The following is a 14,441-nucleotide window of genomic DNA, read 5'->3' on the forward strand; positions in this document are numbered from 1 at the left end:
GATCTTTGCTCTCGGTGCAATCCCGATCGAGGGAAAACATCGAGGGAAAACAGGGATATAGGGAACAGGGATATGACGAGGGAAGGTCCCGGACGCCCCATGGCCGACTTCCGGCTCATCGCCGACCGTATCGCCGGTGACATCGCCGCCGGGCGGCTCCGTCCCGGCCAACAGCTGCCTCCGCAAAGGTGGTTCGCGCGGCGGCACCGCATCGCGCCCTCGACGGCCGGGCGGGTGTACGGCGAACTCGTGCGGCGCGGTCTGGTGGTCGGCGAGGTGGGCCGGGGAACGTTCGTACGGGCCGCGCCGGCCGTCGGGCAGGGGCGGGCGCTCATCGAGACGGCCACCTCGGCGCCCGTCAACCTCGAGCTCAACTACCCCTCCGTCGAGGGGCAGTCGGAGCTTCTCGCGGCCTCCCTCGCGCCGCTGCTGCGGACCGATGTGCTGACCGACGCCATGCGTCCGGGCGCCGCCGACGGGACCGCGGCCGCCCGTGAGAGCGCCGCCCGGCTTCTCACCCTGCCCGGCTGGCGGCCGGACCCCGGACAGATCCTGTTCACCGGCAACGCCCGGCAGGCCATCGCCGCCGCCCTCGCCTCCCTGGTCCGGCCGGGCGGCCGGGTCGGGGTGGAGGAGCTGACGTATCCGCTGGTCAAGGGGATCGCCGGGCGGCTGGGAGTGGTCCTCGTGCCGCTCGCGGGCGATGCCGAAGGAGTGCGACCGGACGTCATCGCCGCCGTCCATCGTGCCGCCCCGCTCTCCGCCCTCTACCTTCAGCCGACGCTCCACAACCCGACGTCCTCGACCATGAGTGAACGGCGGCGGCGCGAACTCGGACGGCTCGTGGAGGAGTTGGACCTGCCGGTCGTCGAGGACCGCATCTGGGCCTTTCTCCGCCCCGACGCCGCCGCGTTCGCCGCCCACGCGCCTGGGCTCACCCACGTCGTCGACGGTCTGTCCAAGCGGGTCGCGCCGGGGCTGACCGTCGGCTTTCTCGTCGTACCGCAGGACCGGGTGGAGGCCGTGGGGGCCGCGGTGCGGTCCGGCGGGTGGAGTGCGGGACGGTTCGCGGTGGAGGCGGCCGTGCGGTGGGCGGCGGACGGGGTGGTGCGGCGGCTCGTCGAGGCGAAACGGGCGGACGCCGCCCGACGACAGGCGATCCTCACCGAGCATCTCACCGGGCATCTCACCGGGCATCTCACCGGGCACCGCACCGGGCGGCCGACCGGGCGTGCCGTCGAGCGTCGCACCGAGGACGTCACCGGGCGTGCCGTCGAGCGTCTCGCCGAGCGGGCCGCCGAGCGGTTGGCCGGGCATCGCTCCGAGGGTGCCGTCGAGCGGTTGGCCGAGGGTCTGGGCGGGGGCCTTGTCGAGCACCTGGGCGGGGGCACCGTACGGACCGATCCGTGCGCCTACTTCGCCTGGTGGGAGCTGCCGGCGCCCTGGCGGGCGGACACCTTCACGGCCGCTGCCGCCGCGCACGGCATCGCCGTGACCCCGGGGACCGCCTTCGCCGTCGACCCGCACCGCACCCCGGACGCGGTCAGACTCGGACTCGCGTCGGCTCCGAAGGGGGAGTTGGCACGGGCGTTGCGCACACTCGCCGACGTCGCAGCAGCCGGACCGCCGGGGAGTGCGGGCGGGTGAGCCAGGTCGCCGCCGCCACCGTCAGGCCCACCGCGAGCAGCAGCCAGGAGGCCGTGCGCAGGGTCGCGGTGAGCGCGTCGTACACCGCGCCCGCCGCCGGGCGGTGGGCCGCGTCGGGGAGGTCGGAGAGGGCCAGGCGGCGGGCGATCGCGACGGCGAGGCCCAGCAACGCGCCGCCCAGGGCCGTGCCGAGGGCCGTCGCCGTGACCGCCCGGCGGCGGCAGGCCGCCACGGCGATACCGGCCAGCGCGAACAGGACGGCCGCCAGGGGCAGCCAGAAACCGGCTACGTCGAGCACGTGGTAGCCCTTCCGGAGTACGGCCAGTTCACCTGGCGGGAGAAGCGCGACGCGCGTGTGCTGCACCGGCACCCGGTCGGCGAACGGCACGTTATCGGCGGTGAGTTGGCGTTTCAGTGGTGAGGTGACGGCCGCGAGGTCCACGGTCACCGGGTAGGCGTCGCGGTCGGCGCTCTCGTCGTTCAGCGCTCTCATCACGGCCGTGTGGGCCGCCTCGTTGCCCGCGTCCCAGGCCGTGCGGTAGGCACGGGTCGCGGTGAAGGAACGGACCGCGTCGCGCAGGAAGAGCGGGTTCATCCCGGCCTCACGTGCCACTCCGTCACCCACCGTGTCGGCGACGGCGTCCCGTACGGCGGGGTCGGAGGCGAGCGGCGCCATCGTGGTGACGTAACCGCGGGTGTCGGTGAGGCCGTACGCCGCCCAGGCCGCGAGCGCGCCGAACGGCACCAGCAGGCAGGACAGCGCGAGGAGGACGGCCGAGAGGGCGGTCCGCAGGCTTCGGGACACGTCTCCAGGCAACGGGGTCGGGGCGGCGAGCGCGAGCCCATGGCGGCCGTTCGGGTGGCGCCCAGGGGGTCGCCCAGGGGGGCGTCCAGTGGCGCGTCGGTGGCGGGTGGGTGGCACGTGGGTGGTGTTCAGACGACGTGCTCCGGTGGAGGGTTCACCCGAACGGGTGTTTCCTGGTTCTGGGGAGAAGGAGGTCGATCATGCGCACCACTTTGGCCTTGCGGACTCCGGCCGTGGCCCTGCTCACCGGCGGCACCCTCGCCGTCGCGGCGCTGGGAACCACGGCCGCCGCCCAGCCGGCCGGAAGCGGTGACGGTAACGGTTCCGTCCGCGGCACCGTCGTCTCCCGCACCGAACTGAACGTGCGACAGGAACCCACCACCCGCTCACCCGTCGTCGCCGCGCTCGCGCCCGGCAGTCACGATCGCGTGCAGTGCAGGGTGAAGGGCCAGAGCGTCAACGGCAACCCGGACTGGTACTGGCTCTTCGACGCGCAGGGCTGGGCGAGCGCCGCCCTCGTGGACACCGGCGGCGCTCGGGTGCCCGACTGCGCCGACCCGTGCCCGCGGTGGAAGAACGGGGACTGGACCAACTGGGACGACCCGTTCACCAACAGCTCGTTCGGCGTCTCGGCCTCCGGGTCGTTCAGTTTCTCGGGCTCCTGGAGCTTCAGTCTCGGCGGAACGTCAGATACCTCGTCGGGTGACTGGGAGTGGGTCCCGGTCGGCCGGTGAGTGGAGGGATGAGGGAAGGCACGGGCCCCGGCGTACAACGCCGGGGCCCGTGTGCGTCTTGGTGCGTCCTGCGCGGACGCGGTCGGTGGACGCGGTCGGTGGGTGGGCGGGGTCAGCGGATGCGGTGGGTGGGTGGGGTCAGCGGATGCGGTGTCCAGCCGCGTCCTCGTGCGTGTAGTAGCGGTAGAACAGCGTCGCGAAGAAGGCTCCCGCGATCACCAGGGCCATGCCCACCGAGCGCAGGACGGCGGCGCCGGTCTGGCTGTACAGGAAGCCGAAGGCGCAGCCGGCGAACGCCGCCCACAGCAGGGCGTGCAGTTCGCGTCGCATGTGCGGGGCCAGGGCGTGGATGCCCGTGTAGAGCGCCGCGAACACGATCGCGCTGACGAAGCCGAGCAGAAGGTTCCAGCCGGTGATCGGGCCGCCGGCGCGGTTGTTGGCCGCCGCCCAGTAGCCGTAGACGAGCCCCAGTGACACGGCCGTCGTCCACTGCGCGGCCCGGTGGGTCCGTTCGCTGAAGACGTCGGGTGTGCGGGTACGGGCGGACGTGGTCCGCATGCCTGGTGTGGGTGCCGCATGAGCCATGAGAGGACTCCTCTCTCTCCTCGCCCCCGCCTTCCAGGGCACACCTGGGCGGGGGCGGTGGCAAGTCGGGTGCACCGGGTTTTCGCACCGGACCGTCAGCGGATGGTGCGCGGACCGTGCGCGGACCGTCAGCGGATGGTGCGCGGAGCGTGAGCGGACGGTGCGCCGCGCGGGGGTTCGGCCCCGGATGCGGGCCGTCCGCCCGCGTGTTTCGCTGGCCTCATGGAGTCCGGCGGCCACGGCCTGCTCGACCGCTGTCCGCGGGCCCGGCGCCGGGGAGTTCCATCCGCCGGCCCAGGAGGCCGCGGCGGCCCTCGCCCGCGGTCCCCGGGCCGCCGAGCCGAGGCGGTTGGCGGCCTTCGTCCGGGACGGCACGCTGCGGCACTGTTGGGGACGTCTCGCCGACGACACGACGGTCTTCGCGGTGCGGCCCCTGCGTGCCGCGGCCCGACGAAGGCCCCGTAGGTGGACGTTCGCAGTCCTGAGGCTCCCCTTTGCAGCAGCAGCGGTTACGGTGCTGAGGTACGTGATCGACAGGGGAGGGGACCATGCGGGAGGGGACCATGCCCGGAACCGTGCTGCTGCTCGCGGCCTCGCCCATGGGCAAGGGGTGTCTGGTGGACGCGGCCTCCGTGCTCCCCGTGCTGGCAGCGGTGCCGCCTCCCGTACTGGCCGGCACCGACACCGCGAACGTCGTCGAACTCGCCGATCCGCTCGATCCGCAGGCCGTGCTGACCCGGCTGCGGGCCGCCGCGGTGGCCCCCGGGCCGCTGACCCTGTTCGTCGCGGGGCAGCTGCAACTCGACCGGCGGCAGCGGCTGCCGCACCTGGCGCTCGCCCGTACGACGCCCGCGACCGTGCGGTACACGGCGTTCCCGTGGCACTGGTTCCGGGAGGAGCTGCGGCTGCGGGCGGCCGGGTCCACGACGGTGGTGCTCGATCTGCGCGCGGATCAGGAGACGTGGGACTGGCTGCGGGGGAACGTCCTGGACTGCGGGCCCGCGGTGACCGTGTACGGGCGGGTCGCCCCGCCACCGGGGCGCCGAACCGTCGCCGTGCCGTCGTACATGAAGGCGGTCGCGACGATACTGCGCAGCGGGGGCCGTCCGGCGCTGGAACGCCTGCACCAGGCGGCGCTGGCCCGCATCGCGTCAGACGGCGAGCTGGGCGACCTGGTATATCCCGCCTCACCCCTGCCCGCGGCCCCGTCCTCACCCTTGCCCCCGGCCTCGTCCTCACCCTTGCCCCCGGCCTCGTCCTCACCTTTGCCCCCGGTCCCGGCCTCGTCCTCGCCTTTGCCCCCGGTCCCGGCCCCGGGCTCGCCTTTGTCCCCAGTCCCGGCCCCGGGCTCGCTTTTGCCTCTGCCCGCGGCCTCGGCCTTGCCCCCGGCCTCGCCTTTGCCCCCGGTCCCGGCCCCGGCCTCGCCTTTGCCCCCGGTCCCGGTCCCGGCCCCGGCTCCGGCCCCGGCCTCGCCCCCAGTCCCGGCCTCGACCTCGCTCGTGACCCTGGCCCTGCCCGCCGCCCCGTCCCTGCCCGCCGTCTCCGGTGTACTCGCCGTGTCGGCGGCCCCTGGCGCCTCCGGCGTACCGGTCGCCTCTGGCGTGTCTCCCGCCTCGGACGCCCCTGTTACCTCCGGAGCGCCCGTCACCCCGGCCGTGTCTGTTGCCCCTGGCGTGCCCGTCGCCCCTGGCGTACTCGCCGCCGCGACCGCTCCTGTCGCCTCCGGCGTACCCGCTGCCTTCGCCGCGCAGGGCGCATCCAGCGCTCCGGGCACACTCAGCGCCCCAGGCGCACCCGCGGTCCCAGGCGCACCCGCGGTCCCAGGCGCACCCGCCGTCCCAGGCGCTCCCGCCGTCCAACGGGAGTCCCGCCCCCGGGTCCCCCGGCCGGTGTCTCCTGGGCCGGGGGGTGCGCCTCAGGGCAGGGCGGGAGGGTGGGAGCTTGATCCGCATGCCGCCATTTCCGGCGCTGTGCGGGACGGGCGGCATGTCGATGCCGATGTGCTTGCCGCCCGCCTGGAGCAGGACGCCGCCGGCTCGTACGGGGCCGGGTCCGAGGAGGCGTTGCACTGGGCCGAGGTGCGGGCGGATCTGGCGATGTTCGCGGGAGACGCCGAGCGCAGCTGCCGTACCTGGATGGCGGTCGCCGTCGCGCGGCTGGAGGCCGGGCAGCCGGTCGACGCGCCTGCCGTGGAGGCGGCGGTCGACCGGGCGCACCACCAGTGGGGGCGGATCCCCGACGTGTCGCGGGCCCGTGCGCTGGGACAGGCGGTCGCGGAACTGCGAGCCCGGGTGCCGGGCCGTCGCGAGGGCGCGCTGGACCACGTACAGCAGCAGTTGCGGCAGTTGCAGACGCAGGGGTGAGCCGCCCCGCTGAGGAAGCGGACGCCGACGGGCGTTCGGCCGGCGGGATCGCCAGGCGGGCCCTGGCGCGGCCGGCGGGATCGTTCGGGCGGCTCCTGGCCGGGCGTTCGAGGCGAGGGTGGTTCCCTGGACGGCCCCGGGGCGGCGGTCCTAGCGGTGTTCCGCCGTGTCGTGCCGCGCGGTCGGGGGAGCCGGTGTGGCGTCCGTGGCTCTGGCCGGACCCGCGTTGGCCGCGGTGATCAGGGCCGTGACGGCCAGGACCGCCGCGGCGACCGCTCTGACATAGGGCGCGGAAGGGCGTGCGGAAGGGCGTGCGGATGTGCGTCCGGACACGGCTACCTCGCAACGTCGGCGACTGCGATACTCACGTCAGCCAGCTGTTAAGCGTGCTTAACTCGCCGTTTAACCTAGAGGCTGAGATAGTCCAACGGCAAGAGGCACAGGGGGAGTTGGGGGCGACCGGCGTGGGAGAGCGGGACGAACCGGAGGTCGTGGGGCGCCGGGTGCAGCGGTTGCGTGTCGAACAGGGGCTGACGCAAAGGCAGTTGGCCGAGCCGACCTACACCCCTGCCTATGTCTCCACACTGGAGGCCGGCCGGGTGCGGCCCTCCGACGAGGCGCTCAAACACATCGCCGAGCGGCTCGGCGTCGACTTCGAGGAGCTGGCGACCGGCCGGCCCGCCCGCCTCGTCACCGATCTGCGGCTCCGCCTCACCGAGGCCCAGCGGGCGCTGGCCACCGGGGAGGCGGAGGAAGCGGCCCTGCAGTACACCGCTCTGCTCACGGAGGCGCGGGAGCACGGGCTCGACGAGGAGCAGGCCACCGCGCTGCTCGGCCTCGGGGAGTGCGGGATCGACACGGGCGACCTGGACACGGCCCTGCGCTGCTTCGAGCGCGCCGAGGCCGCTCTGGCACACGCACCGCTCACCGCCCGCGTCCCCGCGCTGCGCGGCCGGGCCGTCGCCCACTACCTCGCCGGTGAACTCCGTTACGCCGTCTACCTGCTGGAGTCGACCCTCGACGAGCTCAACCGGGGCGGGCTGCACGACCCCGACGCGCTGCTCCTCCTCTACGCCTCCGTCATCGGCCCGTACATGGACATGGGCGCCCACGCCCGCGCCGCGCAGGCCGCCGAGTTCGCCCTCGCCCTCGCGCCCCAGGCGGGCGACCCCGCGCTGGTCGCCCGCATGCACCGTTCCGTCGCCCGCACCCTCCTCGCCGAGGGCCGCCTCGCGGAGGCCGACGCCTCGCTGGCCAAGGCGTCCGAGCTCTACCGTCAGCTCCAGCTCCGTACCGAACTCGCCAACTGCCACTGGATGCGCGGCTACGTCTACGCCCAGAACGGTGAACTGGATTCCGCCGAGGACGAGTTGAAGCAGGCCCAGGCCATGCTCTCGGCCCAGCGCGCCGCCCTCTACAGCAGCCAGGTCGCCGTCGAGCTGGCCGACGTCCTGCACCGGCGGGGCAAGTCGGAGGAGGCCGCCGCGCTGCTGCACACCGTGCTCGGGGATCTGTCGTCCGAGCGGGGTGCCGTGCACTCCGCGGGGGCGCACCGGCTGCTCGGGATCATCGCCGAGGACGCGCGGGACACGGAGGCGGCGGAGGAGCACTATGTGCGGGCGCTGAGTCTGCTGGAGCGGGCGGGGGCGGCGGGGGATCTCGCCGATCTCTGCCGGATGCTGGGGGATCTGCTGCGGCGTACGGGGCGGGTGGAGGCGGCGTTGGACGCGTACCGCACGGGGCTCGGGCACCGTACGGCGCCGGGGACCACGACGCTGGGACCGGCGCCCGCGCAGCCGCCGTTGTAGCCAGAGGCAGGTCACAGCTCGCTCATTGCCGACGGCGTTAGCGTCCCCGGCGTGCAGAATCAACGGACTGTGGCCGACGGCCTGCGGGTCGCCGTGCGCGCGTTCGTGTACGCCGTGCTCGGTGGGGCCGCGCTCGTCGCCGTCGCGACGGTCGTGTCCGTCCTCGGGCCGCTGCTCGCGCTCGATCTCTACACACCGCCGGTGGCCGCCTGGTGGACGGTCTTCACGGCCGTCGCCGTCCAGGGGGTGCCCTTCCTGCTCCTCGGTACGGTCGTCTCGGCGGCGATCGGCGCGTTCGTACCGGAGCGGGTGTTCCGGCGGCTCCTGCCGCGCAACCCGGTGCTCGCCGTGCCGGTCGCCGGTGTCGCCGGGGCCGTGCTGCCCGGCTGCGAGTGCGCGTCCGTGCCGGTGGCCGGGAGCCTGATGCGGCGCGGGGTCGCCCCGGCGGCCGCCCTCGCCTTCCTGCTCTCCGCGCCCGCGATCAACCCGGTCGTGCTCGTCGCGACCTCCATCGCCTTCCCCGGCCGGCCGGAGATGGTCCTGGCCCGGCTGCTCGCCTCGCTCGGCACCGCCGTGACGATGGGCTGGCTGTGGGCGCGGTTCGGCAAGGAGAAGTGGCTGCGGCTGCCGGGGCCCGAGGACCCGTCGGCCCGCACCACCGGCCCCCGCGCCTTCGTGACCGGCCTCCAGCACGACTTCCTGCACGCGGGCGGCTTCCTGGTGCTGGGCGCGGCGGCCGCGGCGACCTTCAACATCGCCGTCCCGCGCTCCGTCCTCGACGTCTTCGGCGGGTCCCCCTGGCTCGCGGTGCCGCTGCTGGCCGTCCTGGCCGTCGTGCTGTGCGTGTGCAGCGAGGCCGACGCCTTCGTCGCCGCCTCCCTGAGCGCCTTCCCGGCCACCGCACGGCTGGCGTTCATGGTGGTGGGCCCGATGGTGGACCTGAAGCTCCTCGCCCTCCAGGCGGGCACCTTCGGCCGGTCCTTCGCCGTACGGTTCGCGTCGGCGACCTGGGTGGTGGCCCTGGCCGCCAGTGTCCTCGTGGGGTGGTGGCTGCTGTGAGGCGGTACGGACCGGCGGTGCTGCTCCTCCTGACGGGCGGCGCGGTCCTGCGGATCACCCTCTTCGGCGATCTGTACCTGCGCTACGTGCAGGCCGGCCTGCGGCCCTACCTGATCGTGTCCGGGGCCGCGCTGGTCCTGCTGGGTGTCGTGACGGCGCTCATGCGCCACCGGCCGCCCCGCGAGTACGAGGACGACCCGCACGGCGATCCCCACCGCGAGGACGCCCACCAGGACGTCCACCGCGACGACGCCCGCCAGGACGAGGACCGCGAGCGCGCCCACCAGGACGACGACCGCGAAGACGCCCACCAGGACGACGAGGGGCACGCGGGGCACGAGGGCCACTCCCACGGCCCCGCCGGTCCCCGCGTCGCCTGGCTGCTCACCCTGCCCGCCGTCGCCCTCCTCCTCTTCCCGCCGCCGGCGCTCGGCTCCTACAGCGCCGGCCGCGAGGCCGCCCAGCGGGCCGCGCAGGGGGTCGGGACCTTCCCGGCGCTCCCGGCGGGGAACCCGGTCGAGCTGACGGTCGCCGCGTTCAGCTCACGCGCGATCTACGACAGCGGACGTTCGCTGAGGGGCCGTACGGTCCGTCTGACCGGCTTCGTCACCCACGGCGACGACGGCGCCTGGTACGTCACCCGCCTCCTCGTCACCTGCTGCGCCGCCGACGCCACCACCGGCAAGGTCGAGATCAGGGGCGCGGACGACGACGTCCTGCCCGCCGACACCTGGGTCACCGTCACCGGCACCTGGCGTCCGAAGGGCGCGCTCGGCTCCGACGCGGCCTGGCCGCCGGTCCTGGACGCGGCCGCGGTCACGCGCGTGGAACAGCCGGCGGATCCGTACGAGAAGCCCTAGCCGAGGGCGGTTTCCCCGGTGCGCGAGGGGTACCCGGCGGGATCACGAGAGGTGAACCGGTCCGGCGACGGAGGTGATGACCATGGGCCCCCTGGACCGGGACCGGGTCGCCGAAGTGATCGCCGAGGAGTTGCGGGGCGCCGGTCCCCAGGAGGTGCCGCAGCGGTTGTGCGACGCCGTGGTGAAACTGCTGCCGGTGAACGACGCGAGTCTGTCGCTGCGTGGCGACGGGATGCCGGTGCCGCTCAGCGCGAGCGGTGAACGGGCCGGGTATGTGATGGAGCTGCAGGTCACGCTGGGGGACGGGCCGTGTCTCGAGGCTGCCGAGACCGGTTCGCCGGTCTGCGCCGCGGACCTGATGTCGAGCCGGGACGCCTGCCGCTGGCCGGTGTTCGCCCAGCAGGCGGCGGCGGTCGGCGTGCGGTCGGTGTACGCGCTGCCGCTGGGCGACCGCTCGGTGTGCGTGGGCACCCTCGATCTCTACCGGGACGAGCCGGGCGAGCTCGCCGCCGACGAGGTGCGCACGGCGCGGGTGGTGGCCGAGGTCGTGACGGCCGCGCTGGTGGCACTGCCGAGGGCCGGGCCGCACGACCCGGACGAGGCCGGCCAGTGGCTCAGCCCGCTGGCCACCGAACACGACGAGGTGTACCAGGCCGTAGGGATGGTGATGGCCCAGATCGGCGTCGCCGCGGACGAGGCGCTCTCACTGCTGCGGGGCCACGCCTTCGCGCAGGACCGCACCGTGCTGGCACTGTCCCACGAGGTGGTCACCCTGCGGCTGCGCTTCGACGACGACTCGACGGTCTGAGCCGCGACGGTCTGACCGCGACGGTCTGAGCCGCGGCGCCCGCACGCCGCCATCCTGTGGGACCCGTGTCTCAGACCCGCACCTTCCCCTGCTGTCTGATGTCCGCAAGTCGCCGGACGCCGAGTTGCACGGCCGCCTGGGTCGCCGCGTTCGGCGCGTCGTTCAGGCCGCCGTTGGTGAGGGCGAAGGCGTCCTCACCGGCCCGGACGGCGGCGACGTCCAGGGTGAGGGCGGTCGGGGCGCCGCCCGGGTTCTTCTCTGCCGTCGCCCAGATCGTCAGGGTCACGCGCAGGCCCTGGCGGACGTCGCCCACCTCCGGCAGCGGCAGCTCGGACACCTGCACGTCCAGCACGGTGTCGCCGGTCGCCTTGGCCGCGAACCGGGCGCACTTCTGCGGCGTCGTCTTCAGCCAGGCCAGGCTGCGGTCGACGTCCGCGGGACGGGCGCCGCTGAGCTGGTAACGCAACTGGGCGCCGGCGTCCGGGTCGTCCAGTCCGACCACCGCGCGGGCGGAGGCGCCGAGCAGTTCGTCGGCGTAGAGGGCGTCGAGGAGTTTCTGGCAGTCGGGGATGGAGGTGGTCGCCTTGAGCATGCCGTCCCGCCAGGTGGCGGCGCCCTGGGTCGGGGTCCAGGGCGTGCCGAGGTCGGTTTCGGTGATGAGGGCGGCGCGCGCCTGCGCCTCGGTGAGGACGGGGGAGGTGGTCGGCGCGGTGGGTCTGGCCGACGACCGCTCGACGGTGGGGGTGGCCGGCGCGGCGGTCGGCGGGTGCTCGAGTCCGAGGGTGGCGCAGCCGGTGGTGACGGTGGCGACCGTGACGAGGAGAAGCGTGGAGGCCAGGAGGGTGGTACGGGCCATCGGGGGGTGCCTCCAGAAGTGCGCGCGGGGTACCGAGGGGTGTGCCTGCCGGGTGTGCTGCCGGGAAGGTCTGCCGGGTATGCCTCCTCCCACGGCAACACCGGTGCCACGGGGTGACCAGCGCGGCGGGCCGTACGGGTTACGGGCGTTGGTGCGGGCGGGTGGCCGGAGCGGGGAAACGGGTCGCGTCCCACCGGACCCCGTTGCTACGGTCCTCGGCATGAAGCGCGCCCAGCCGTCCCTCACGACGACGCCGGACCCCGTCCCGGCGCGCTGATCCACGGACCGGATGTCCGAAGCCCCGGGGCGAGTGCCCCGGGGCTTCGCCGTTCCCCGGTCCCTCGCCCCTCCCCGAGCGAGGGAGCCCCCCCGTGAACGACCACGAGCACCACGAGAACAGCCATGACCACCGACGCCTCGGCCGCGAGCTGGGCCTCTTCGACACCGACCCCCTGATGGGCGCGGGACTGCCGTACTGGCTGCCCGACGGCGCGGTCGTGCGCCACACCCTGGAGGAGTACGTACGGGAGGCCGAGCGCGCCGCCGGCTACCGGCATGTGTACTCGCCGGTCCTCGGCAAGCGCGAGCTGTACGAGATCTCCGGCCACTGGGACCACTACAGCGAGGACATGTTCCCGCCGATGGAGCTGGGCGCCGAGCAGGTCGTGCTGCGCCCGAGCTTGTGCCCCCACCATGCGCTCATCTACCGTTCCCGCTCCCACAGTTACCGCGAACTGCCGCTTCGTATCGCCGAGTTGGGCGGCATGTACCGATCGGAGCCGTCCGGTGTGCTGGGCGGGCTGACCCGCGTACGGGCCATCCAGCTCAACGACGCCCACATCTTCTGCACCCTGGAGCAGGCCGTCGACGAGGCCCGGGCGGCCCTGGAGCTGATCGGCCGCGCCCATGCGGACCTGGGGATCCGCCCGGCCCGGTACCGGCTCTCCCTGCCGGGGGAGGGCGGTAAGTACGTCGCCGATCCGGAGCTCTGGCGGCGGGCCACCGACCTGCTCCGGCAGGTCCTCCGCCAGGCGGGCATCGCCTACGACGCCGTCGAGGGCGAGGCCGCCTTCTACGGGCCGAAGATCGACGTGCAGATCACCGACCGGGCGGGCCGCGAGTCGACCCTGTCCACCGTCCAGATCGACTTCCACCAGCCCGAGCGCTTCGACCTGCGCTACGTCGGCGCCGACGGGGCGAAGCACCGGCCGGTGATGGTGCACCGCAGTGTCATCGGCAGTGTGGAACGGGCCGTGGCGCATCTCCTCGAGGAACACGGCGGCGCGTTCCCCGTATGGCTGGCCCCTGTCCAGCTGGTCGTGCTGCCGGTGTCGGAGGCGCAGGCCGACCGGGCGGCGGAGCTGGTTCGGCGGGCGGTGGCGGCAGGGCTCAGGGCGGAACTCGCCGGGCCCGAGCGGGGCAGCCTGGGGGCCCGCATCCGGGCGGCGCGACTGGTGCCGTACCAGGCGGTGATCGGGGAGCGGGAGGCACGGGACGACCTGGCCGCCCTCCGCCTGCGCGACGGCCGCCGCCCGGGCGCGCTGCCCGCCGCCGAGCTGCTCCGCCGGATCGGAGAGCATGCGGCGGCCCGAGGAACCGGCTTGTGGGCATGAGCGTGCCCGCGCAGGGGCGGTGGTGACGGGCGGCGCCGCATGGGTCGGTGAGGGACGTGCCCGCGCAGGGGCGGTGGTGACGCGGGGGCGCGGGCGGAGGGATGGTGACGCCGGCCGTGCCCGCGCGGGGTCGGTGGCGACGGGCGGGCGCGCATAGGGTCGGTGGGGACGGCGACCGTGGTGCGTAAGGAGTCCGAAGGTGACCGAGCAGCCCATCCCCGTGATCATCGACTGCGACACGGGTGTCGACGACGCCCTCGCCCTGCTGTTCGCCGTACGCCATCCCGGCCTGGACGTGCGGGCGGTGACATGCGTGGCCGGGAACACGGACGTGGACGGCGTGGTCCGCAACACGCTGACCGTGCTGGAGTACGCGGGCGCCGGGGACATCCCGGTCGCCCGGGGCGCCGAGCGGCCGCTGATCGAGGCGGTCCGCACGGCGGGGCATGTGCACGGGCAGGACGGCATGGGCGACCTGGGGCTGCCCGCCCCGACCCGCAGGCCGGTCGACGTGGACGCGGTCACGCTGCTGCGCCGCGAGATCCTCGCCTCCCCGCGTCCGGTCACGCTCATCCCCACCGCCCCGCTGACCAACATCGCCCTCCTGCTGCGCACCCACCCGGAGGTGACCCGCAACATCGAGCGGATCGTGTTCATGGGCGGCGCGGTGACGACCGGGAACGCCACACCGGTCGCGGAGTTCAACGTGTGGCACGACCCGGAGGCGGCGGCGATCCTGCTGACGGCGGGCGTGCCGATCACCATGTACGGCCTGGACGTGTTCAAGCGGGTCCTGGTCCCGGCGGCGGACGTGGCGCGGCTGCGGGCGAGCCCGGAGCCCCGCCTCCGGCTGGCCGGCGAACTCCTCGCGCACCGCGACCCGGCCACCTCCGGCGACCCCACGCCCACCGGCGGTCTCGGCGACGCGGGCGCGGTCTGCGCGGTGGCCGACCCGGCGGGCCTGACCACCGAGCTCCTCCCGGTCGAGGTCTCCCTCGCCCCCGGCCCGGCCCGCGGCCAGACGGTCGTCGACCGCCGCCCACGCCCCGGCGAGTCCGAGATCCACGAGGGCGTACGCGAACACACCCTGGTGGACGTGGCGTTGGACGTGGACGTGGAGCGCTACGTGAAACTGTGGCTGACGGCGGTGGAGGGCTGACCTCTCAACGCCGGCCCCTCAAGAGCCGAACGTGGGGCCGGGGGGGGTAAACCCCGGCCCCCCCCCCGGCGGGGACCGGCGCCACCCCGCCCCCTGGGGCGGGGGGGGGCGGCGACGGAAGGCCCCCCCCCCCCCCCCCCCCCC

At 74.4% G+C, this 14,441-nt stretch carries 11 protein-coding genes and 1 pseudogene; 9 read left to right on the forward strand and 3 right to left on the reverse strand.

Features of this window, described 5'->3' with window-relative positions:
• Nucleotides 1-99: 99 nt before the first annotated feature.
• Nucleotides 100-1,647 (forward strand): PLP-dependent aminotransferase family protein, encoded by a 1,548-nt coding sequence (locus tag ACFWBB_RS12540; RefSeq protein ID WP_385270001.1) that lies wholly within the window; start codon nucleotides 100-102, stop codon nucleotides 1,645-1,647.
• Here the strand turns inward: ACFWBB_RS12540 and ACFWBB_RS12545 are convergent.
• Entirely contained in the window at nucleotides 1,544-2,452 is a 909-nt protein-coding gene (locus ACFWBB_RS12545; RefSeq protein ID WP_385269971.1) for a hypothetical protein, read from the reverse strand. The genes ACFWBB_RS12540 and ACFWBB_RS12545 overlap by 104 nt on opposite strands.
• 200 nt (nucleotides 2,453-2,652) lie before the next feature.
• Here ACFWBB_RS12545 and ACFWBB_RS12550 point away from each other — a divergent pair, with 200 nt between their 5' ends.
• Nucleotides 2,653-3,186, forward strand: a complete 534-nt coding sequence (locus tag ACFWBB_RS12550; RefSeq protein ID WP_385269973.1) for an SH3 domain-containing protein — start codon at nucleotides 2,653-2,655, stop codon at nucleotides 3,184-3,186.
• 138 nt (nucleotides 3,187-3,324) lie between these two features.
• Here ACFWBB_RS12550 and ACFWBB_RS12555 read toward each other — a convergent pair whose 3' ends face one another.
• On the reverse strand, nucleotides 3,325-3,771 hold the full coding sequence (locus ACFWBB_RS12555) for a hypothetical protein (protein WP_385269975.1): 447 nt from the start codon (nucleotides 3,769-3,771) through the stop codon (nucleotides 3,325-3,327).
• Nucleotides 3,772-4,334: 563 nt separating this feature from the next.
• Between ACFWBB_RS12555 and ACFWBB_RS12560 the strand changes: the two are divergent.
• The 5 genes and pseudogenes from ACFWBB_RS12560 to ACFWBB_RS12580 all read left to right on the forward strand — a co-directional run.
• Nucleotides 4,335-4,979 (forward strand): annotated as a pseudogene (locus ACFWBB_RS12560) (hypothetical protein); the annotation flags it as partial.
• 1,619 nt (nucleotides 4,980-6,598) lie between these two features.
• The gene (locus tag ACFWBB_RS12565; RefSeq protein ID WP_385269977.1) at nucleotides 6,599-7,942 is read left to right on the forward strand and encodes a helix-turn-helix domain-containing protein; all 1,344 of its coding nucleotides are present in this window, start codon (nucleotides 6,599-6,601) and stop codon (nucleotides 7,940-7,942) included.
• A gap of 51 nt (nucleotides 7,943-7,993) precedes the next feature.
• Complete coding sequence (locus ACFWBB_RS12570) at nucleotides 7,994-9,001, forward strand: permease (RefSeq protein WP_385269979.1); 1,008 nt, start codon at nucleotides 7,994-7,996, stop codon at nucleotides 8,999-9,001.
• Complete coding sequence (locus tag ACFWBB_RS12575) at nucleotides 8,998-9,861, forward strand: TIGR03943 family putative permease subunit (protein ID WP_385269981.1); 864 nt, start codon at nucleotides 8,998-9,000, stop codon at nucleotides 9,859-9,861. Before ACFWBB_RS12570 ends, ACFWBB_RS12575 begins: the two co-directional genes overlap by 4 nt.
• 76 nt (nucleotides 9,862-9,937) lie before the next feature.
• On the forward strand, nucleotides 9,938-10,669 hold the full coding sequence (locus ACFWBB_RS12580) for a GAF and ANTAR domain-containing protein (RefSeq protein WP_385269983.1): 732 nt from the start codon (nucleotides 9,938-9,940) through the stop codon (nucleotides 10,667-10,669).
• Between the two features lie 70 nt (nucleotides 10,670-10,739).
• On the opposite strand, the gene ACFWBB_RS12585 is transcribed toward ACFWBB_RS12580, so the two are convergent.
• Nucleotides 10,740-11,525 (reverse strand): hypothetical protein, encoded by a 786-nt coding sequence (locus ACFWBB_RS12585; RefSeq protein ID WP_385269985.1) that lies wholly within the window; start codon nucleotides 11,523-11,525, stop codon nucleotides 10,740-10,742.
• A gap of 371 nt (nucleotides 11,526-11,896) precedes the next feature.
• Between ACFWBB_RS12585 and thrS the strand changes: the two genes are divergently transcribed.
• Together thrS and ACFWBB_RS12595 are read left to right on the forward strand one after the other, a co-directional pair.
• Entirely contained in the window at nucleotides 11,897-13,138 is a 1,242-nt protein-coding gene (gene thrS, locus ACFWBB_RS12590) for a threonine--tRNA ligase (protein ID WP_385269987.1), read from the forward strand.
• Nucleotides 13,139-13,337: 199 nt separating this feature from the next.
• Nucleotides 13,338-14,297: a nucleoside hydrolase gene (locus ACFWBB_RS12595; protein WP_385269989.1), complete on the forward strand. Its 960-nt coding sequence runs from the start codon at nucleotides 13,338-13,340 to the stop codon at nucleotides 14,295-14,297.
• Nucleotides 14,298-14,441 lie beyond the last annotated feature (144 nt).

The sequence above is a fragment of the Streptomyces sp. NPDC060000 genome (assembly GCF_042737375.1).
In the GTDB taxonomy this organism is placed as follows: domain Bacteria; phylum Actinomycetota; class Actinomycetes; order Streptomycetales; family Streptomycetaceae; genus Streptomyces.

Coding starts and splice junctions, on each gene's coding strand:
- ACFWBB_RS12540 (WP_385270001.1), top strand. CDS start 100: ATGGCCGACTTCCGGCTCATCGCCGACCGTATCGCCGGTGACATCGCC.
- ACFWBB_RS12550 (WP_385269973.1), top strand. CDS start 2,653: ATGCGCACCACTTTGGCCTTGCGGACTCCGGCCGTGGCCCTGCTCACC.
- ACFWBB_RS12555 (WP_385269975.1), bottom strand. CDS start 3,771: ATGGCTCATGCGGCACCCACACCAGGCATGCGGACCACGTCCGCCCGT.
- ACFWBB_RS12580 (WP_385269983.1), top strand. CDS start 9,938: ATGACCATGGGCCCCCTGGACCGGGACCGGGTCGCCGAAGTGATCGCC.
- ACFWBB_RS12585 (WP_385269985.1), bottom strand. CDS start 11,525: ATGGCCCGTACCACCCTCCTGGCCTCCACGCTTCTCCTCGTCACGGTC.